Below are 18,521 nucleotides of genomic sequence, written 5' to 3'. Positions count from 1 at the left end.
TACGGCTCAATTCCTGTCTGTCCAGATCGTGCGGGTATCGCGCCGACTGAGAGCGATCAGGCGCGGCTGCCCCGCCAGGGCATCGCGGCTGTTGACTTCGAACAGAGCCTCATAGTTCGGTTTATCCGCGATTTGACGGCTGAAAATATCCTTGCGGCCAACCTCGGCAATGAAACGGCTGAGGGCGGTCAACGCGGCGTCATTCGTGCCGGCAACCACCATAATCCGGCTGCCTGACGGTCCCTGATACGCCGAAACCAGCCCATAACCGGTCTGGTTGCCAGTCTTCTCATCGAACGGATTTTGAGCGAAATAGTGTTTTTGCGTCTGGCCATCGATGATTTCGTCATAGTTCTCGCCCAGCGAAAACCGGCCATGACTGAACACACTGTCTTTCAGTTTACCAAGGCTGCCGGTCAGACCGATGTAGAGGACATTATTGTACTGCATCATGTTCGACGTCAGGGCCGAAGATGGCACAACATGCATGCGCAGGTCGGCCGGCACCAAAGGCAGGACACTGCGCAGGGCCAGGGCTTCCGATGTCGGCAAATAGCTCAGGCCCACATCGGCATAGTCGCCGGCCTTTTCGGGGTACTGGGTCAGGTAGTCGAGCAGGTCACTCTTCGAGTCGATGCTGAAATCACGCACAAGCCGCTTGAGTTCCATGCCGCCCTGGTAGTCGCCGAACATGTAATAGTCGCCGACCACGATCAACAGGGGCCGATTTTTTGTCAGCATAGGCCGCCAGACCTCGCTCTGCCGCGCCGCCACAATCGCCGGCTCGCCTTTCGGCCAGACATACCAGACCGCGCCCCAGATCAACAGGTTGATAACCAGCAGACCCGCCAGCCACGGCCAGACCTCCGCCAGTTTTCGAACCGGAAACCACTCATGCGCCGGTAATGCGGGTGCAGGCCGATTGACGCGTTCTATCACGAAGCGATACTCGCCCTTCGGCAGGCTCAGGGTATAGTCATCGATACTGTCGTGCGCGGCGTAATAGCTTTCCAGCTTCTTGCGCAACCGGTGAATATAGACGCGGGCGATGCCGTCCTGTCCATCGGCGCGATGATCACGGCCAAAGACGTCGAGCGTCACCTCCGTCTCCTTGGGTGGATCGCCCTGGGCTGAGCGGTCGGCAAGGTAACGAAAAAGCTCATACATCCGGCCGCTACGACCAAACACGGCGGCCGCTTCCAGACGCGCGATTTCGGCGTTCATGCGCTCGGTCAAATCCGGCATGGGACTGGGCGGGGTCATCTGGCGGCATTTCCTGTTTTTTCTTATTTTATAAGCCAGTTATCAGTCGCTGGCAATCCGTGTGTAACCCCCGTGTAACCCCACATAACCGTCACATCACCGTAAACCGCTAACGGCGGCTTTCATGGCGCCCTATGCCTTGTTCAACAGACAACAGGGAAGATGATAATGCCGTCCAGAACACTCACCGCCGCCCTTTTAAGCGTCTCCAGCCTTGCGCTCGCCGGTTACGCCTTTGCAGAGACTCCGGCTCCGGCTCCGGCGCCTGCCATCGCCGCTGATGCGCCCGTCACGACCATCATTATTTTCGGGCGCGGCAAAAGCCGGATCAACACCGCCACCGCGGCTTCCGAAGGGACTATCGCCGGCGCTGACCTGACCGTCCGGCCGCTTTTGCGCATCGGTGAACTGTTGGAATCCGTCCCTGGCATGATCGTCACCCAGCATTCCGGTAGCGGCAAGGCTAATCAGTATTACCTGCGCGGCTTCAACCTCGACCACGGCACTGACTTTTCCTTTGAACTCGACGGCGTGCCGATGAACTTCCGCACCCATGGTCACGGACAAGGCTATCTCGACATCAACAGCCTCATCCCGGAAACCGTCAAACAGGTCGATTACCGCAAAGGGCCTTACCGCGCCGATTCAGGGGATTTCGCCCTGGTGGGCCAAGCACGCGCCACGACCGTCGATTCCCTGACGCCCTTCCTGTCGGTCGGCGTCGGCGCCTTCGACTGGAAGCGACTGGCCGGTGGCGGTTCATTCAAAGCCGGAGACAGTACGATTACCCTGGTCGGTCAGGCCCAGACCTATGATGGCCCGTGGCAACTGCCCGAAAAGCTGAGGCACCTGACTTTGTTCGGCAAATGGGTCAAACCGCTAGGCGAAGGCACCTTGCGCGCCACAGCCACCATCTACCACGCTACCTGGCAGCCGACTGAGCAGATCCCCGAACGCGCCATCGGAAATGAGATCGCAGACACCTATGGCGCGCTCGATATGAATTTGCGCGGCCGGACAGACCGGCAGATATTTACCCTCGCCTATGAGCGGCCCGGTTTCCGCGTCATGACCTATGCCCAGCACTATGACTGGGACATGGTGTCCAATTTCACCTTTTTCCTCGATGATCCGGTCAATGGCGACGAACTCGACCAGATGGAAAAATTGTGGACCTATGGCGGACGGGCCGAAAAGGATTTCACGCTCAGCGATACCGTCACTCTCAAGGTGGGCACCGAAGGACGCTGGGACAATATCAACCGCGTCGGGCTTTATCACGCGATAGACGGCGTGCGAGATGAAGCCCGTACCCTGTTCGCCGTCGAAGAAGTGTCCGGCGCCCTGTATAGCGAGGTGAAATGGACTCCCTCCTCGAAGTTCTCAGCCTATGGCGGGTTGCGCGGCGATGCCTACGGTTTCACCGTTAAGGGCCGGTCACCTGATTCGTGGAGTGGTGAGACCCACGACTCCATCATGTCGCCTAGCCTGGACGTGACTTACAAGCCGCTGAAATATCTCGCCTTCTATGGCAACTGGGGCCAGGGCTTCCACTCCAATGACGCGCGCGGTGTAACCAATCCAGACAGCCCCGCCCCTGGTCTGGTCAAGGGAACCGGCAAGGAACTGGGCGTTCGCTTCGAGCGTGGCAAGCTCGTCCTGACCGCCAATCACTGGTGGATGGATGTTGACAGCGAGCTGCTTTATGTCGGCGATTCCGGTTCGGTCGAACCCTCCGTCGCCAGCACACGTTACGGCGACGAATTCACCGCCTTCCTGCGGCCAAAGCCATGGCTGGCCATCGACGCCACCTATAGCCGCAACCATGCCCGCTATGTCGACAGTCCCGGACACGAATATGTGCCGGGCGCGATCGAAAGCTCCGGCGAGGTCGGCGTTTCGGCGGTTTTCGCCAAATGGAATGCCAGCGCACGCTACCGTTATCTCGGCCCGCATCCGCTGACCGACGACAATCTCGTCCGTGCCGAGTCGACCAAGATCCTCAATCTTCGCGCCGCCCTTACGCCGGGGCGCTACGAATTCTACGTCGAGCTCCTCAACGCACTCGATTCCGATGGCAAGGATGTCGAATATTATTACACCTCACGCCTGCCTGGCGAGCCGCCGGAAGGTGTCGACGACATCCATAGCCGCGCGGTCGAGCCGCGCATGATGCGGGCCGGCGTCAAGATAACCTTCTGAGGAAACCCGAAGTGAAAAAAGGCCTGCTTTGCGCGCTGCTTATCTTGTTGGCCACCCTGCCTGGCTCCGCTCTGGCGCATGCCGTGGGCGGGGCGGACGCCGCATTTGTGCGCGCGCAGGTCGGACCAGCGCCCTTCCCCTTCCTCTATCTTGGCGCCAAACATATGATCACCGGGTACGATCATCTGCTTTTCCTGCTGGGCGTCGTCTTCTACCTGAAACGATTCCGCGACATAGCCGTACTGGTGTCGCTCTTTTCGCTCGGCCACAGTCTGACCCTCCTATTCGGCGTGCTCACCCATACCGGCGTCAATCCGTTCCTGGTGGATGCCGTGATCGGCCTTTCTGTGCTCTACAAGGGACTCGACAACCTGGGAGCTGTAAAGGCGCTTTTAGGTCGTCAGCCGGACAACCGGCTCGTGGTTTTTGGCTTCGGCCTGTTTCACGGCCTGGGTCTCGCCGCCAGCGTCGAAAAGCTGCGCCCACATGCTGACGGATTGATCATCAACCTCCTGTCGTTCAACTTGGGCGTTGAATTGGGCCAGCTTCTGGCCCTGTCACTGGTGTTGGCAGTCCTCACAGCTTGGCGTGGCCGGGGTACTAACCGGCTCTCCGGCTGGATCAATGGCACCCTTTGTGTCTGTGGCCTCGTGCTGACGGGCGCCCAGCTCACAGGTTATTTTTCAGGAGCATAAACATGACAATACTGTTTTCACGAAAGAACATCCTGTTCTCGGCCGGAGCCTTGTTTATCGCCGCCGTCGTCCTGACCGGTGGCGTCCTGCCCGCGGAATACGGCATCGACCCCCTCGGCATTGGCCGCGCCACGGGGACCATCAAACTGCATGCCGTTCCGGAAAAAACGCAGCCGGCCGACAAGTCGACAGCGCCCAACGTCCAAAGCTACACGCCCCCCTATCGCAGCAACGTCATTGATATTCCACTTGATACGTACGAATCCGGCAATGCCTCCGAGGTCGAATACAAGGTCGCCATGCGAAAGGGTGAAGCCCTGGTCTATAGCTGGAGCGTAACGGAAAACGTCACCCCCGATGATATATACAGTGAATTCCACGGCCATACGCTCGGCCAGACAGTGACTGTCGCCTATTACCGCAAGTCAGCCGGCAGCGCCGATAACGGCGCGCTTATCGCCCCGTTCGATGGCGTTCACGGCTGGTATTTTCAGAACAGTTCCGCCAGACCCGTAACCATTCATCTGCGCATCAGCGGTTTTTACGCACTTATTCCGGCAGGACTGACAGGTAATGAAGCGAGCCTTTCCGCAAAGTGACTGAGTCACGCCTGAACTTGTATATCGCACCTCCCCAAAATTCCATTTGAACGACAACGACTGCATACGGAAGATACGCAGATCAGAATTACCGGACAACTCGAATCGACTCGCCTTCAATTCCGCCGTCCGAAGCCGGCAGGGAGAACGTCATCATTTGTTCCGGAGCAATTTTCCACACAGTCCGCTATTCCGTCCGCTCTGGCATCCCCATAATTGCCGTCGTTTCGATCTATATCATTGAAGGCTTAGCGGGCCTGGGCGGTCGGGTTGCCTTTGGCGTTTTTGGAGGTCGTTTCGGCGCCAATCATATTCTGATATCATGCCCCCTCATTCAGGCTTTTGACGGGCTGGCCTATGTGTCCGTGCGCGATCTGGTCGACTTTGTATGGTCGCGCCCTGTCCGGTTTTATCTATGCCTGCGTAATGCCACTCAATCCGCATCTTCGACAGAGTCCAGAATTTCTTCCGCGGCGGCTTGGTAACCAGCTGCAAAGGCTTCGGCCACCGACGTGATATCCCGAGCCCTGACGTAGACCAGGAATCCCAGTCCTGCCGACGACAATGCGATGACGCCTTGCTCGTTTTCGTAAACGAAGCCTAGCCGCATGCACTCGGCGATCCCGCCAAGTGACTTTGCCAGTTGGTCGATCTACGGAAGGTGTTCAAATTCGAAGGCATTGCTGTCTAACATGCCGTCGGTACTACCACATTTGTTATCTCAGGTCAGCACCCTGAGTCCTGCGGGAACTGTAAATTCCGGTAGGGAAAATCACATTTCCCCTGTTCAGCACTTATGCGCCGCGTCGAGTCGCTTTAGCCCGATCAAAATTCAGTCTGGGGAGTTCAAATTGCCGGTTACCAAACACACGGTCGATCAATTTGTTGAAGTATTAGCGGCGTTTCACAGCGCGCTTGACGATTACGATGTGCCGAAAGGTAAATCAGGCATTGCTTGCGTTAAGGGCACGCTTACCTCCCAACTGAGCGTACTCAGACTCATGGCTGAGGGTTTGGAAAGTCGGGACGTTACGGACAAGGACCAAGCCGAACTGACGCGGACGGTCTCCATCCTCACCTGGCTGAGTACTGACGATTATGTCACGCGCGACTTCAAAGGCGTCGAGCTGACCTTGATCCAGACGGCGTTCGCGAATGATTATGACGACATAGGTATCGTCGGCCAGACCGGATACGACGCAGCGATGAGAATGCTTTCACGCGCTCTAAAGGAAACGGTACTCACTTAGGCCCACCCTACCCGAAAGGCCTCTCAAGAGCCTCAGAAAGCATTTCGCTTCTCAACGCATCGGAGGATACATTTCAAACGTTTAACGTTTCACGGACAGTACCGCTTTCTTCGAGGGACTCTGAGCTAGTCACGTCACTCAACAGACGGCCCACGGCTCCGCCCGATCGTCCAATTAATGCCGCCCTCGCGCATGAGTCCGGAGACGGTCTTGTCGATATGTTTTTCCAAGACAGGGCGCCACGGCACCAGAGTGAAATCTTTGGCCCGTTCTACCACGCCGAATTTCCCGATACCCAGGGTCACGCTGCCGGTGAGCTTCCCCTCGACGACCTGACCCGATTGAACCCCGACATAAGCCAGCCCTTTCTCCAGAGACAGTGTTTCAGCAACATTCGCTAACTCGCGGCGATGAAGAACAGTCAGAACGTCCGGTTTCACTGAGATATTGCCCGCCGCATCTTGCGATGCTAAGCCCTGGCTCACCAACCATTGCCGCCTCATGGTCAGCGCATCGGTAGCCTCTCGGCCGAACCCGGTGTCAGAAAATCCCGCGCCACCACCCTGTGTCAGTTCCTGATCTAGCCACGTGACGCCGATGCGACGTGTCTGCGCGTCGAGTGACTGGTCTGACAGAACCGAAACCGTTGCCGGCTGGACCTTTGCTTCACGACGCTCATAGGCCAAGGCTTTATCAAGATAATTCGCGCTAATGGGAAAGCCACCGTCGGCATTGCGTTCGAGACTTCCAGTGCTCCGGCGTATGGCTTCCAATCGTCGGATATGTGTTTCTGCAAACATCTGCTGCGCCGTTGGATCGGTTTTCAGATGGGCTGCAACATCATAAATGCCGTCATTGCGATTGGCGACGTCCAGTATGGTTCGGTCGGCTTGTCTGACCTCCGGCGCTTTGGGCTGCACGAGAACGATGGCCTGCGACACTAGCATCGGCGTCCGGTCTCCCACGCCAATATCGACATAATGGATCCGCCCATCCGTGCCGTCCACCAAGAGGTAGTGACGATCATTCAGCTCATCCGCCAGGCCCCGCTTAATCAACCGGCCGGTGATGGGCCTTGCCGCCGACGAGCGCGCATCGACTGATGTATGGATTACCGTCTCGGCAAGGGCCTGTCCCAAGCCGCGCTCTTGCAGATCACGGTGCATGGCTTTGATGATATCGCCGCGTTCACCCAGGCGCCGCAATGTTGCCTCCATATCCCCCCGCAAAGACCATATCCCCTGCCCGACATTTTCGGCAAAGCCCATCTCTTTCAGCTTCGCCAGCCGCCCCATACGAAGCGCACTGATCTCCGGGTTCTGATGGCCGGGAGTAACCCGCCCATCAGAACCGGCATCATGGACCAACTGACGATCGATAGAGGTGAAAGCCGGCTTGTCGATTTCCTCTTTTAAACGGGCTGATATTTCCAGATCGGAGCGCGGCCCAAGATCGAGCGTCACCTGCGCCTCCGCCCGCGCACGGATCGCCTGGCTGATATATTCGCGCCCAATTACCAGGGGCTGGCCTCGATCGTCTATACCTCGTATTACGATATGTGTATGCGGATGGCCTGTGTTGTAGTGGTCCACAGCCACCCAATCCAACTTGGTCTCCAGATCCGCTTCCATCTGGGTCATCAGCTTACGGGTTACAGGCTTCAGGTCGTCATACTGCTGCCCATCCTCCGGCGCCACAATGAAGCGGAACTGGTTCGTGTCGGAGGCGCTACGCTCCATGAAGGCTTTACCGTCCGCCTGCTCCGTTTCCGGTCCGTAGAGTTGGCCTGCTTGACCCTCACGTGTCACGCCATCCCGCTGTATATATTTCAAATGCGCGGCCGCCGCCCCCAGGCCCTTGCCAGCGAGCTTGATATAGCGCGCTTTGACCACTACGCGGCGCTGGCCGGCGGGGCGCCCTGACGCAGATGAGAGCACACGCCCCACTCCTGCGCCGCGACCGCGTTTCGAGGCACCTCCGCGAGATGGTTTCCCTGCAATTTTCGGCCGGGAGGAACCGCCTTCCCTGGCCGTTGCGTGCAGTACCTTCGATCGGAAGGATTTCGGCGGTTTTGGCGCCTGGGCTCGAATTTTGCCGAGTTTGGGCTCAAATTGATCGTCAGTCGCCATTCGGCTGTCTCCCCCTGATTCAATGAATTCAATGTGTTACAAGGTGACAATCTCTATCGGCGAGACAGGTGTCTCGCGAAAAATAGATGTGCAGACAAAGACTTACGCGAAACCAGAGGTAAGCTTTATCTTGCCATACGCCTTTCCTTTTCAGCCACCCGCTCACACCCTGCCAAACCCCGGTACGCCTTTAGCCGGGAAATCGCGTTAGATCGGGAACCGTCTCAGTTTTCGTCGACTGTCGGCCTGTTTCGGGTGATGAATAGCCCCTCGGCTGACGTCACAAATAGACCCGGCACCGGTGGCTTTTCGCGCACGATGGCGGTGAGTTTGGTCAAGTAAAGGCGCGTTTCTTCAGGCAGAGGTTTACCGAGGAGACTATCGGCGAAGCGTACAGGCCCCGCATTGTAGGCGCCGAAAAGACCGGGATAGCCGAAGCTATCGTACATACGTTTCAGGTAAGCCGTTCCGGCCAGAATGTTGTCGTGGGGATCGTCCGGGTTGTCGCCCAAACCGTAGGCCAATTGCATGTCGCGGTAGGTGCCCGGCATGAGTTGCATTAGCCCAATGGCCCCGACTCGCGACCGTATTGGCTGGCCATTCACACGCGTCTGCCCGTTGCTTTCGGCCAATATTACGCGCTGAATCCAGGCGACAGGCACATCAAATCGGGCAGACGCCTCAGTGATGTAAGCCGAGAAGTTCGATAGACGCGGATCGAGAATTTCTTCAGTATTTGGCGCCTGGGCCATTCCGCAGTTTACAAAACCGGCCGACGACAATAGAAGGCAAAGGTAAAGCTCGCGCTTCATAACGGCACCGCCCTGCCTTTGATCAGCCCTGCACTCACAGGTCCGAAATAACGGCTGTCGAACGAATATGGCGCGTTGGCATTGAGGACGAAAACGTCGTCGGAACCGAGCGTGTGGCAGCCTTGCCATGATGGCATAAGACGCCCTAAGTGGTCGTGGCTCTGCCGCGTAACGACGCGTTTTCCGTTGATCCGAATAATGCCGCCGTCCGCGCAAACCTGATCTCCGGAGATAGCGGCCAGGTGCTTCAACATCGGGACTGTTCTGGGCAAATAATGTCGTTGGTCGGCCAGTTCGCGGACCGTTTGCGGCGTGCGTAAGAGGACCAGGTCCCCGACGGCCAAATCTGTTGAGGGTAATATTCTATACCAGCCGACGGGCACACTTGCGCTTGCATTGTAGACGATGATCGGTTCGTCACCCTTGTGCGGCGGAGCGACCATAAAACTGACGGCACAAACGGACAGGCCGATATAGACTAGGAAGGTGGCGCGCCTCTTTCCAGCTTTCATATTGCGTTTTGGGGGCAGTTGGATCATTGCAAACGATCCTTTTCACCTGGCCCTTTGCGTTCGCCCGCCGACCAGGTATCGAGATCATCGATGTGATATCGGATATGGCGGCCATGGCGGCGATAGGGTGGACCACGCCCTTCGGACCGCATTTGCTCAAGGGTTTTGAGGGCCATGCTCATATAGAAGGCTGCCTGAGCGGTATTGAGAAATGGCGAGCCTTTGCGGGCCTTTGCCGCCCGAATGTTCACATCTTCCATTGAGAAACTCCACGCTACGAGCAGGCTGAGGAACTGATTGCCACCGCGTGAGAATGGACGTGAACGGGTTTGAACGGGTCATTCGAAAACAGGGCTTAAGGGGCAAAATCGACTCCCTATTCGCACCCGTGCGATCCTGTTATTATCGACCGCCGCGAGCCAGGCCGAAGGCATGGCGAGCGCCGAGCTGGGTGCTCCCAGCGCAAAAATAGATGTGCCGCGCGATCCTAAAATCGCGCGGCGGTGATTAGCCAGCTACTGCCGACATCAATTTTTTTGCCTTGGTTTCGAGGTCCAGTCGGCTGTCCTGATGGGACTTCGAGCGGGCCAAGGCCGTAATCCCTTGCACAAAATCGAAAATACTTTCGGGCTTTTTGCCTTCCTCATTCAGCACGGTTTCAATGATTTTGTTCGTTTCCGGCTTTGAGAAGCCGCGCTTGCGCAGGAAGGTTTCGCGCTCGTCGTCGGTCTTGGCGACAACGTGGTCACGCGCCGCTTTAATGCCCGCGATAAAGCCCGCCGGTGACGAATTGGCAAAACTGTTGAGGGCGGGGGTAGCCTCATGGGCGAAACGATTGGCGGCCAGCTTTGAATGACGGATGGTGATTTCCTCGAAGCTTTCCACGCCCCAAAGGTTCCGGTTCTGGCAAACGGCGCGCAGGTAAAACGAGGCGATGCCAAGAGTTTTCGATCCAACTTCCGAGTTCCATGCATAGAAGCCCCGGAAATATAAATCCGGTTCGCCATTGGGTAAAAGGCCCGCTTCGATTGGGTGGGTGTCATCGACCAGAAACAAAAAAATGTCGCGATCACTGGCGTAAAGGGTGGTGGTTTCCTTGGTCACGTCAACATAGGGATTGTGCATCATCGTGCCCCAATCCAGCACGCCGGGCACCTTCCACCGAGTATCTCCCAGACCATTCCCGGCGATCTTTTGCACCGCCTTGACCAATTCATGATCCCAGATGCGGCCATAGTCCGGGCCGGTCGCGGCGCGCAGCTCGGTGCGTCCATCTTCGGTTTCCATAGTCTTGATGAGTTCGGCGCGATGGTTCAGCAGGCCATGTTGCAGATTGATTCCGGCAAGCGGTGCGGGAAGCTGGCGCATATAGCTGGCGGGGGCTGAGACCAGTCCGCACAGTTGGCCGAAACTCCAGTGGGTCGGCGCGACCTGATCGTCCCGGCCGGGTAAAATCAGGCTCAGATTTTCCGTGTCTTCTCGGCTGGCTTCCACCCTGACCAGATTGCTGGCCACAGTCCGGACGCGCGCCAGATTGGCGCGCTTCCGGGTGGCTTCATACAGGTCATCGAGGTTGAGATAGCGCTCGTCATCCGGGCGGGAAAACCACTGTGACGATACGCGACCGTCGCGGCTGCCACGCGAGACATCGACGGCAAAGGCTCCGGTGACGGAGTCCGGAGTGGCAATAAGGGTTTGTTGGTTCATTTTGATCTCTCCTATTGGGCTTGGGTTACAGCGCTTAAGCGGCGCTGAAACCCTGCCCGTCGGCGAGACCGGGTGTGCAAACGGAGCGGGTGCCTTCGCGGGGAACCGGCTGCAGGGCGCCCTTGCGCCCGAAGCTGGGCGGAAGGCACTCCGAAGTGCGCTGAGGGCGGAGCCCTAAGCCCTGTCTTTGCGAACCCGTCATAGTCACGCCCCATTCTTCGCCTACACGGGGAATTCGCCGTCACCTTCAATCCCCCCCGAATTTGACGGCGCGCGGGTGTCCTTGCCCCCCTCGGACACCCGCCTCCTTTCCTCAGCTCGCATAACATTAGCCCCGCAACCTGGGTTGCGGGGCTTGGCTGTGGCGGCTCAACTGGCCTTTGGTCGAGACCAGATCAGATTGTAGGTATCAGGTTCATCCGCCGGGAACAGGCTGGCGAAGATGGGATGTGGCAGGGAGGGATCGTCGAGTTTCAGCGACACATATTCGCGCTGGCTATCGCTGATCTTCTTCCAGCCCGCCCCGATTTCGACGGTGCCGGCGTAGACGCGGAAGTCCGGGGATTGCTCGGAGCCGCCTTCGGTCGCCACCAGCTTGGCTTTGACGTTCAGGGTGAGGGCCTTGACCGAACCCGCGTAGGTGTCGCCCGCTTTTACAAAAGTACCGATGATTGACATGGATTTCGTCCTTTTCACATCGGGGCGCGCCAATCGCGACCTCGATGGCGGTCGTAAGAACGGGACCGCACCGCCCGCACCCGCAGGGCCGTAACGCAGAGAAGGACAGCGAAGCTGTTGCGGGCATAGGGGCGGATCGCGTTCAGACCCCAATCAGAGAGGTTGCTTTGGCGCGAACCTCTTTTTTGGAAAGGGTGGAATTCATGGCGATTATTGGTGCTGGCGTAAAAGGGGGCGACACCTACGCGGGTGCGGTCAGTGCCCTGCCCTGACTGTCGGAGCCAGGCGTCATCCAACCTGAGGCGGCTCCGAGCAATCCCCGGACTCCGTGTCTATTCCGCCTCTGTTGAGGTCGGGCCAACACGAAGAGGACCGGCAATGGCCAGCGCGAATATGTGTCGCGGAAACCCGGCGATCCCTCCCTGGCACATCCCATCTTCGCCAGCCTCTCCCCGGCGGATGAACCCGATACCTACAATCTGATCTGGTCTCGACCGAAGGCCAGCTGAGCCACCAAAGTCTAGCCCCACAACTAAGATTGCGGGGCAAATGTCCTTTTAATTCCGCCGCCTCCGGCAAGGCCTCGATTGCCGGGCCTTGCCCCCATCCGGTTGGTCGGCATAATCGTCCGCCGTTCAATATTCAGCGGGTGATGGACGATTGGCCATCTCAAACGTCGTCCTGGCCAGTTCGTAGATGTCGTCAAGCCGGACGGATACGGTCGCGCCTGAGCTATGGATAGCCACGGCCCCGCCCCATAGGACCCGCAACCGTTCGGAGCCGACATTGAAGACAACGCAAACCTCGCCATCTTCGAGATATTGGTGCAGGTCTTCCTCAAGACTTACGGTTTCGAGATCATCTTCCGACGCGAAGCGGTCTGGAATACCGCCATCGTCGGCGTTGCCGAGGAAAGCAACCCGGTCCTCGGACCACACGAGGTCCACGTCAAATTCTAAAATCCATGCTTCAAATGCGCTCTTGTCCTTCACTTTAAAATAGTTGGACCGGCACTTCCCGATGGGATCACTCATGCTCATTCTCCCCTTTCTATAAACGAAAAGAGGCCGAAGCCGCACCGCGGCCGCGGCCCTTTTGCTATTCCGCCGCTTCTGGCAGGGTTTCCGTTTCAGGTTTGCCTAACAGGTCCGGCTGATCAATGTTCGGCGCTTCCGGTTCCGGCGCAGGTGGCGTTCGCAGGATCGCCGGGAGCCATCCGGTGCCGACCACCAATTGTTCGGCGGCTTCGGCCATGGGCTGCTTTTGCAGATTGGTAATGCGCTCGGCGGCTTCGTCGCTCACCGCTTCACGTATCCCTTCAACGATCCGCGCCTTGGTAATCCGCCCGAAGTAACTCCGGGCAGTGGGCCGCCAATGCTCTGTCATGTCAAGGGACACGCCGGTGGCAAGACGATCAGCCGGTATGCGGATGCTATATCCTCGATCATAGGGATATCGGACCGCATCTACGATCTGGCCGACGCAGTGGGCGACTAGCCCGCCAAGGTCTTCCGGCTCCATGGCCATAATGTACGGCCACAGATCGACAGGCTCATCCGGCATTTGGGAATGCCAAGCGTCGTGTCGCGACTGGATCGCCTGAGCCGTAGGTTTATCGTCCACACCATCGATGAAGTCACTGACATCGCGATTGGTGATGTCGATTTCCAGACAGGCGACATCGGACGTGTTGTAAAACAACTGCAAAACAAGCGAATGGGCCAAGGCGCGGAGCGCAAATTCCGGCCGTTCGCCCATGACCAGACGCAAGGCCAGAGTGCGTTGCGCCGTCAGTTCGCGGATCAACGTGTCGGACAAGGGCAGGTCTTCCGGCTCAGTTTCAACAGGTGGCGCGACATTGAGCGGGGTGACGCGGCGCTCGTCGGCGTCATCCCTATCCGTCCCATCGCCGTCCTCGCTATCCGGCTCCGGTTGCGGATCGGGCCTGAGGTCTTCAAGACGGATTAGACCGCGCTCGACCTTAGCCGTGCCATCCGAGGTCAGGCTGACAATCACACCCCCACGGGCGACATCATCCGGATCGAAGCCGGTGGTCTTGGCTTGGAATTCGGCAATGGCCGTTTCCAGTTCGGTCATGCGGGCGTCGATCTCATCCGGCAGGTCTTCCACCTCGCACCATTCGTCTGACAGCATCATCAGATTGGATTGGGCCGTTGCCAGCGCGGCGGCATCGCCTTCCGATAATTCGCGGGTCTTCGGGAAGGCGCGGCGGTAGGCGGCGCTATAGGGAAAGTCGATATGCCCCTCGCCCCATTTCCAGCCTTCCGCGTTTTGAATACCGACCGCGATGGCCGTCAGGCGCTGCACCGCGATCTGGTCAAGCAGGACCGGATCAGTGAAATAGCCATCGCCATCTTCAGTGAAGAGATCGCGTTCGATATGACCACCGGCATTGATATAGGTTTCTGCGCCGACAAAGCGGGCGCGGCGGTCATCCGCCCGAACCTGCTTGGCCGTCAGGAGGCGGCGGATATGATAGGGTTCGCGCTGATAACTGAGGCTGTCATAGACGGCTTCCTGACGGGTGTGGTCCTCGGTAATGCCGAAGGCCATTAACTGGTCGAGGGTTAGGCCTTCGTCGCGATAGGCCTGCATCAGGCGGGGTGATACAGCGCCGAGACGCAAGCGTTGTTGAACCGTGCGGGCCGTGACACCGAAACGGGCCGCGATGTCTTCGGCGCTTAAGCCGCGCACTTCGTTCTGGAAACGGAACGCTTCGAACTGGTCGGCGGGGTGCATATCCTCGCGGGTGACATTTTCATCCAGGCTGATTTCGTGCGGGTCATTAATAGTGTCGATAACGCACGGGATCAGTTCGGTCTCGGCGATCTCGCCACGCTCAACGCGCAGCATCTGAGCCAGCCGACGGCCCTCGCCTATGGTGACAAGGTACTTGCCGGTCGGTTGATCAGCCGGGTCCAGTTCCGGTTCAACCACGAGGTTTTGCAGAATGCCTTTGGCCGCGATGCTACCGGCCTTGGCCGCAATCGACTCACCACTATGCTTCGTTTTACGGGCATTACGGGGGGATGCCATCAGACAGTTTAACGGCAGCATGACGGCAGCACCGGCAACAAGCGCGGCTTTTGAGACTTGCTTATTCATAGTTTTAGCTCCTTTTGGGCTATGGGTTACAGCGCAAATCGCGCTGCAACCCTGGCCCTCGCCGAGAGCGGGGTAGCAAGTTCAAGGGCCGGCGCGGCGGTGGGGGATCACCCGGCCTGCACAAGCGTTGAATCTGTCGGTTTATCGGCACGTCGCGGCGCGCGGAAGGTTGGGGATACCGCCGCGCCGGGTCCGTCAGGACGCCCCCTTGAACGCGCGAGGGCGGAGCCCTGAGCCTTGTTGGTCTCGTACTATCGAGCCTCCTATTTATTGGGGCGCCATTTTTTTTCTGAAACAAACATCGACGCATCTTAAATAAATTACCGGGACCGCATTCACAACTTCAGAATCAGGGCAAGCAACAAGCCAAAGCGGTTCAGCAATCAAACTTCGGCCGACAACGAACCAGGAGCGATCATGAGGAAAAATACGAATCTCATTAGAGTGGTTATTCCAACCTCGGAAGCCGAAAGCGATGACTGGAATCTGGCGATTGCCTATGCCGACAAGATCGCCACCGATCCTGCGAATGGAATCAAAGAGGTCTTGTTGTTTGTTTCCTCAAAGCGGCAGTTGGAAAAGGGTGCGCTGGGGCGGGTGGCCGGCGAACGCGTCGCAAAGACCTTGCATGATAAGGGCCGTGTCACCCTGTCTTGTGGCATTTCGATGCGCGCGGAAACCCTTGCAACCCTGCCCTTCGCATCGAACGGCACCTTAGTCCTCGGTTTTTGGGTTGACGAGAACATGATGGAGAAAGTGGATGGAATGACCGGAATTTCAGCCGTGGTTGCTTACCCGTGGCTCGAAGACGGCATAGATAAGTGGATCAAAATCTGGGCTCCTCACATTCACGGGCAGGTTCAGACGCCCTCACCGCCGCTGTTAAGTGATCCGGTGATCGTAGCCGCCCTCACATCGCTAACGACTTGCGTAAACCTCTCAAACACAGGCCTACACGGTCACTACGCTGACCAAGCTGAGCGCACATTACGTATTCTGCGAGCCAAGAATCACCTTCTTGAGCCTGACAACATCAAGCTCTGGGCAGTGAAGCACGGGTGGCATCCGAACATGGCCGCCGATCTCCAGAAAAAGGCAAAAAAGGTAGCCGAACTAAAAGCAAAGCCCAGTTTACGGTCGCTTGAAGGTGCGGCCGCCACCTATGATTATTGGAGTTCCAAATCTGCTCCTTAGCTTCAGGTGTCTTCGGCACCTCAAATATGGGCGCGCACCTTCCTCCCGTTGAGACCACTGACCAGTTGCGGTGGATTTAAATTTCCGGTTGTACTGTTGAAGCGTCACCGCTTTGGTGACATGATCGTTGCCATGCAATGTGTGGGAACTTAAATGACATCGGCTGCGCCGCCCTCGCCTTTTCCCCCGTCCGCCCTCGCCGCAGATGACATCGTCGAGGCGACGGAAAGGCTGTTCCTAGAGATCGCTGAGGCCGCAGGCAATGAAGCGGTCCGCCAAGCCATTCTGACGATCAATGAGCAAATGCATTCAATCAGGCCCTACGAAGCCGCATTTATTTCAGATCGCCAGGCTGAGTTCGAGGCGCTTTCGTCCAGTTGGGCCTCAAGGGATATGCCTGAGCTGCGGCGCCTCATTATGGTTTATTTCGAACGCCGGCAGGATATAACGCCGCAGTTGGTGAGCCTGATCAACAATCCAAATTAGGATGAGATCGGGTTTAACCGGGCAGCGGCGGAGATGGCAACCTTGATTTGAATAACTGACCGTATTACACCTATACCGGTCTTCTCGCATTGGCCGCCATGGCTATGCCAGCTGTCATTCCCTTATAAGGCAGCGCCGAGTCCCGTGGCTCCTTACCCTGCGGAAGCCGGAGAGACGCCCATGCCCAACAGAAACCCCCGTCAGGCGGATTTGTACACCGCAATCAAGGCAGAGATTTGTAGCGGCCAGCTTTTGCCTGGGCATCGCGTAGATATGGCCGGGCTTGGAAACCGATACAGCGCCAGCCCGTCTCCTGTCAGAAATGTCTTGAACCGACTTGTTGGCGAAGGGCTTCTTGAGGTCCATCCAAACGACGGTTTCTATCGTCCCGTTGTCACCGAGCAGGTGGTCCGCGAACAATATAGCTGGAACCGGTCGATCATGTTGCTTGCACTGGACAGCGCCGATACCGCGCCTGTTCAGAAGCCATTGCCGCCCTTGACAATTACAACCGAGGACGCAGTCGCGGCGATCGAACAGGTTTTCACGGCCGTGGCCGGGCTTTCCGACAGCCGTAAGACCGTCGACGAGATGGTCGCCTCGAATGACCAGCTTCGTGCCTTGCGCCGCCAGAAACCTGCAACATTGTTCGACCGTTCTGGTGAAGTCTCAGCTTTCACCGCCGCCTGGTCATCAGGCGACATCACGGCACTGCGTCAGGAAGTATTGGCGTACCATGACCGCCGTCTTGCCCACATTTCCCAGATCGTTGCATACGCATATCAACCGACATCGGGTCACTAAGCCTAAAGAGTAAAAGCGACCTACTGCTCTTATTTTTAAAGAAATACTGGCCCTTAAATTTTCATAAAGTCGATGATCGACTTTCGTTCAACCCCAGAAGTATCGATAATAGATACTCGCCTCCAGGTGATATTTTGAGCTTGCAGCGAATGATCGCTGTTTAACCTCAAACACTATGGAGAGCACCATGACCAAGCTCAATGAACGCGAAACTGAAGACCTGATCGACCTGGGCGACGTCGCCGTCGAAACCAAAGCCGGCGGCACCGTACTGATTCCCGACAGCCCGCAAAACCAGAAGAGCTTCCAGGCTGGCCTGTCCAACGACTGACAGCTTCAGGCATGCGCCGGTTTGATCAGGCGCATGCCTTTTTCCATGGTCGCTTCATTGGGAAGGCGAATGAATATTCAAATACAGCCCAATCTGCTTTGGTGCCGCGCAAACGATCGAGCGGTATTTTTGAATCTGACTAACCAGCGGTACTTCATGCTGCAACCCGTTCAGGCGACCAGTTTCGAGAAATGGTGCGCGGGCGAGACATTATCTGCTGAAGAGGTAGATACGCTCTCCATGATCATTACCGACCGCCCCATGCCTAAAAATGATTGGCGACAACAGTTGCAGCCCCCTACCCATTTCCCGTCACCGGTCAGTAGTTCTTGCGATTTTCCAGCAGCCTCTCCGTACCCTTGGTTGGTTCCAATGGCATTTGTTTGTCACGGGATGGCCCGGATCGGGCTGAAAATGGCTCCCTTCTCTTCGCTTATGCGTCGGCTACATGACCGGAAACAAACCAGGCAACACGTGTCCATCCGCTGGGAGTTAGATCGCGCCGCCGCGACCTTTGCCCTGACCACGCGCCTGTTAAGGTCGAGCGACCGATGCCTGCAAACGTCCGTGGCATTGACTCTCTTCCTCGCAAAACTGGGACATTTCCCCGATCTGGTCCTGGGTGTGAAGACAGCGCCCTGGGCGGCGCACGCCTGGGTCCAAAAGGGAATTTTGGTCTTAAATGACGAAGCCGACCGCGTCAGAGCTTTCGCCCCCATCCTGGTCATTTAGA

Annotated in this window: 19 protein-coding genes and 1 pseudogene; 10 read left to right on the top strand and 10 right to left on the bottom strand. The window is 57.5% G+C overall.

Annotated elements, in window-relative coordinates:
* Positions 1 to 6: 6 nt before the first annotated feature.
* Positions 7 to 1,263, bottom strand: coding sequence for a hypothetical protein (locus VL130_RS10790; protein ID WP_325362893.1), 1,257 nt, complete (start codon positions 1,261 to 1,263; stop codon positions 7 to 9).
* Between the two features lie 168 nt (positions 1,264 to 1,431).
* Between VL130_RS10790 and VL130_RS10785 the strand changes: the two genes are divergently transcribed.
* The 3 genes from VL130_RS10785 to VL130_RS10775 are packed head-to-tail and all read left to right on the top strand — an operon-like array spanning position 1,432 to position 4,759.
* A complete protein-coding gene (locus tag VL130_RS10785; RefSeq protein WP_325362892.1) occupies positions 1,432 to 3,465 on the top strand; it encodes a TonB-dependent receptor in 2,034 nt (677 codons plus the stop codon).
* An 11-nt stretch (positions 3,466 to 3,476) separates the two neighbouring features.
* Positions 3,477 to 4,160 (top strand): HupE/UreJ family protein, encoded by a 684-nt coding sequence (locus VL130_RS10780; RefSeq protein ID WP_325362891.1) that lies wholly within the window; start codon positions 3,477 to 3,479, stop codon positions 4,158 to 4,160.
* 2 nt (positions 4,161 to 4,162) lie between these two features.
* Entirely contained in the window at positions 4,163 to 4,759 is a 597-nt protein-coding gene (locus VL130_RS10775) for a hypothetical protein (protein WP_325362890.1), read from the top strand.
* A gap of 433 nt (positions 4,760 to 5,192) precedes the next feature.
* Here VL130_RS10775 and VL130_RS10770 read toward each other — a convergent pair whose 3' ends face one another.
* Positions 5,193 to 5,369 carry a hypothetical protein gene (locus VL130_RS10770; protein WP_325362889.1) on the bottom strand — a complete coding sequence of 59 codons (177 nt, stop codon included), beginning with the start codon at positions 5,367 to 5,369 and terminating at the stop codon, positions 5,193 to 5,195.
* Positions 5,370 to 5,610: 241 nt separating this feature from the next.
* On the opposite strand from VL130_RS10770, the gene VL130_RS10765 reads away from it, so the two are divergent.
* Positions 5,611 to 6,009 carry a hypothetical protein gene (locus tag VL130_RS10765; RefSeq protein WP_325362888.1) on the top strand — a complete coding sequence of 133 codons (399 nt, stop codon included), beginning with the start codon at positions 5,611 to 5,613 and terminating at the stop codon, positions 6,007 to 6,009.
* Between the two features lie 134 nt (positions 6,010 to 6,143).
* Here the strand turns inward: VL130_RS10765 and rlxS are convergent, their stop codons facing one another.
* The 6 genes from rlxS to VL130_RS10735 all read right to left on the bottom strand — a co-directional run bounded on the left by rlxS (position 6,144) and on the right by VL130_RS10735 (position 11,847).
* Positions 6,144 to 8,138, bottom strand: coding sequence for a relaxase/mobilization nuclease RlxS (gene rlxS / locus VL130_RS10760; RefSeq protein ID WP_325362887.1), 1,995 nt, complete (start codon positions 8,136 to 8,138; stop codon positions 6,144 to 6,146).
* A gap of 224 nt (positions 8,139 to 8,362) precedes the next feature.
* Positions 8,363 to 8,950 carry a lytic transglycosylase domain-containing protein gene (locus VL130_RS10755; RefSeq protein ID WP_325362886.1) on the bottom strand — a complete coding sequence of 196 codons (588 nt, stop codon included), beginning with the start codon at positions 8,948 to 8,950 and terminating at the stop codon, positions 8,363 to 8,365.
* The gene (locus tag VL130_RS10750) at positions 8,947 to 9,489 is read right to left on the bottom strand and encodes a S26 family signal peptidase (RefSeq protein WP_325362885.1); all 543 of its coding nucleotides are present in this window, start codon (positions 9,487 to 9,489) and stop codon (positions 8,947 to 8,949) included. Before VL130_RS10750 ends, VL130_RS10755 begins: the two co-directional genes overlap by 4 nt.
* The gene (locus VL130_RS10745; RefSeq protein WP_325362884.1) at positions 9,486 to 9,722 is read right to left on the bottom strand and encodes a helix-turn-helix domain-containing protein; all 237 of its coding nucleotides are present in this window, start codon (positions 9,720 to 9,722) and stop codon (positions 9,486 to 9,488) included. The genes VL130_RS10750 and VL130_RS10745 overlap by 4 nt, the downstream gene beginning before the upstream one ends.
* Positions 9,723 to 9,969: 247 nt before the next feature.
* Positions 9,970 to 11,169, bottom strand: coding sequence for a DUF932 domain-containing protein (locus VL130_RS10740; RefSeq protein WP_325362883.1), 1,200 nt, complete (start codon positions 11,167 to 11,169; stop codon positions 9,970 to 9,972).
* Positions 11,170 to 11,538: 369 nt separating this feature from the next.
* Entirely contained in the window at positions 11,539 to 11,847 is a 309-nt protein-coding gene (locus tag VL130_RS10735) for a DUF736 domain-containing protein (protein WP_325362882.1), read from the bottom strand.
* A gap of 377 nt (positions 11,848 to 12,224) precedes the next feature.
* Here VL130_RS10735 and VL130_RS19510 point away from each other — a divergent pair.
* A pseudogene (locus tag VL130_RS19510) lies at positions 12,225 to 12,356 on the top strand (DUF736 family protein); the annotation flags it as partial.
* Positions 12,357 to 12,482: 126 nt separating this feature from the next.
* On the opposite strand, the gene VL130_RS10730 reads toward VL130_RS19510, so the two are convergent.
* Positions 12,483 to 12,881 carry a hypothetical protein gene (locus VL130_RS10730; RefSeq protein ID WP_325362881.1) on the bottom strand — a complete coding sequence of 133 codons (399 nt, stop codon included), beginning with the start codon at positions 12,879 to 12,881 and terminating at the stop codon, positions 12,483 to 12,485.
* 64 nt (positions 12,882 to 12,945) lie between these two features.
* Positions 12,946 to 14,973, bottom strand: a complete 2,028-nt coding sequence (locus VL130_RS10725) for a ParB/RepB/Spo0J family partition protein (RefSeq protein ID WP_325362880.1) — start codon at positions 14,971 to 14,973, stop codon at positions 12,946 to 12,948.
* Between the two features lie 417 nt (positions 14,974 to 15,390).
* Between VL130_RS10725 and VL130_RS10720 the strand changes: the two genes are divergently transcribed.
* The 5 genes from VL130_RS10720 (at position 15,391) to VL130_RS10700 (ending at position 18,520) form a co-directional block, all read left to right on the top strand.
* The gene (locus VL130_RS10720) at positions 15,391 to 16,167 is read left to right on the top strand and encodes a hypothetical protein (RefSeq protein WP_325362879.1); all 777 of its coding nucleotides are present in this window, start codon (positions 15,391 to 15,393) and stop codon (positions 16,165 to 16,167) included.
* A gap of 153 nt (positions 16,168 to 16,320) precedes the next feature.
* Positions 16,321 to 16,653, top strand: a complete 333-nt coding sequence (locus VL130_RS10715; RefSeq protein WP_325362878.1) for a hypothetical protein — start codon at positions 16,321 to 16,323, stop codon at positions 16,651 to 16,653.
* Between the two features lie 180 nt (positions 16,654 to 16,833).
* On the top strand, positions 16,834 to 17,457 hold the full coding sequence (locus VL130_RS10710; protein ID WP_325362877.1) for a GntR family transcriptional regulator: 624 nt from the start codon (positions 16,834 to 16,836) through the stop codon (positions 17,455 to 17,457).
* A gap of 187 nt (positions 17,458 to 17,644) precedes the next feature.
* Complete coding sequence (locus VL130_RS10705) at positions 17,645 to 17,788, top strand: benenodin family lasso peptide (protein WP_325362876.1); 144 nt, start codon at positions 17,645 to 17,647, stop codon at positions 17,786 to 17,788.
* 69 nt (positions 17,789 to 17,857) lie between these two features.
* The gene (locus tag VL130_RS10700; RefSeq protein ID WP_325362875.1) at positions 17,858 to 18,520 is read left to right on the top strand and encodes a lasso peptide biosynthesis B2 protein; all 663 of its coding nucleotides are present in this window, start codon (positions 17,858 to 17,860) and stop codon (positions 18,518 to 18,520) included.
* Position 18,521 lies beyond the last annotated feature (1 nt).

It is taken from the genome of Asticcacaulis sp., from assembly GCF_035497195.1.
Taxonomy (GTDB): Bacteria; Pseudomonadota; Alphaproteobacteria; order Caulobacterales; family Caulobacteraceae; genus Asticcacaulis.
The sequence above is the reverse complement of the archived record's forward strand: the minus strand, read 5'-3'. Positions and strand labels throughout refer to the sequence as shown.

Excerpts from the sequence above, each read along its gene's own strand:
- VL130_RS10750 (WP_325362885.1), bottom strand. The coding sequence starts at position 9,489 with ATGATCCAACTGCCCCCAAAACGCAATATGAAAGCTGGAAAGAGGCGC.
- VL130_RS10700 (WP_325362875.1), top strand. The coding sequence starts at position 17,858 with ATGAATATTCAAATACAGCCCAATCTGCTTTGGTGCCGCGCAAACGAT.
- VL130_RS10730 (WP_325362881.1), bottom strand. The coding sequence starts at position 12,881 with ATGAGTGATCCCATCGGGAAGTGCCGGTCCAACTATTTTAAAGTGAAG.
- VL130_RS10790 (WP_325362893.1), bottom strand. The coding sequence starts at position 1,263 with ATGACCCCGCCCAGTCCCATGCCGGATTTGACCGAGCGCATGAACGCC.
- VL130_RS10735 (WP_325362882.1), bottom strand. The coding sequence starts at position 11,847 with ATGTCAATCATCGGTACTTTTGTAAAAGCGGGCGACACCTACGCGGGT.
- VL130_RS10720 (WP_325362879.1), top strand. The coding sequence starts at position 15,391 with ATGAGGAAAAATACGAATCTCATTAGAGTGGTTATTCCAACCTCGGAA.
- VL130_RS10775 (WP_325362890.1), top strand. The coding sequence starts at position 4,163 with ATGACAATACTGTTTTCACGAAAGAACATCCTGTTCTCGGCCGGAGCC.
- VL130_RS10770 (WP_325362889.1), bottom strand. The coding sequence starts at position 5,369 with ATGCGGCTAGGCTTCGTTTACGAAAACGAGCAAGGCGTCATCGCATTG.
- VL130_RS10745 (WP_325362884.1), bottom strand. The coding sequence starts at position 9,722 with ATGGAAGATGTGAACATTCGGGCGGCAAAGGCCCGCAAAGGCTCGCCA.
- VL130_RS10705 (WP_325362876.1), top strand. The coding sequence starts at position 17,645 with ATGACCAAGCTCAATGAACGCGAAACTGAAGACCTGATCGACCTGGGC.
- VL130_RS10785 (WP_325362892.1), top strand. The coding sequence starts at position 1,432 with ATGCCGTCCAGAACACTCACCGCCGCCCTTTTAAGCGTCTCCAGCCTT.
- VL130_RS10715 (WP_325362878.1), top strand. The coding sequence starts at position 16,321 with ATGACATCGGCTGCGCCGCCCTCGCCTTTTCCCCCGTCCGCCCTCGCC.
- VL130_RS10755 (WP_325362886.1), bottom strand. The coding sequence starts at position 8,950 with ATGAAGCGCGAGCTTTACCTTTGCCTTCTATTGTCGTCGGCCGGTTTT.
- VL130_RS10710 (WP_325362877.1), top strand. The coding sequence starts at position 16,834 with ATGCCCAACAGAAACCCCCGTCAGGCGGATTTGTACACCGCAATCAAG.
- VL130_RS10725 (WP_325362880.1), bottom strand. The coding sequence starts at position 14,973 with ATGAATAAGCAAGTCTCAAAAGCCGCGCTTGTTGCCGGTGCTGCCGTC.
- VL130_RS10740 (WP_325362883.1), bottom strand. The coding sequence starts at position 11,169 with ATGAACCAACAAACCCTTATTGCCACTCCGGACTCCGTCACCGGAGCC.
- rlxS (WP_325362887.1), bottom strand. The coding sequence starts at position 8,138 with ATGGCGACTGACGATCAATTTGAGCCCAAACTCGGCAAAATTCGAGCC.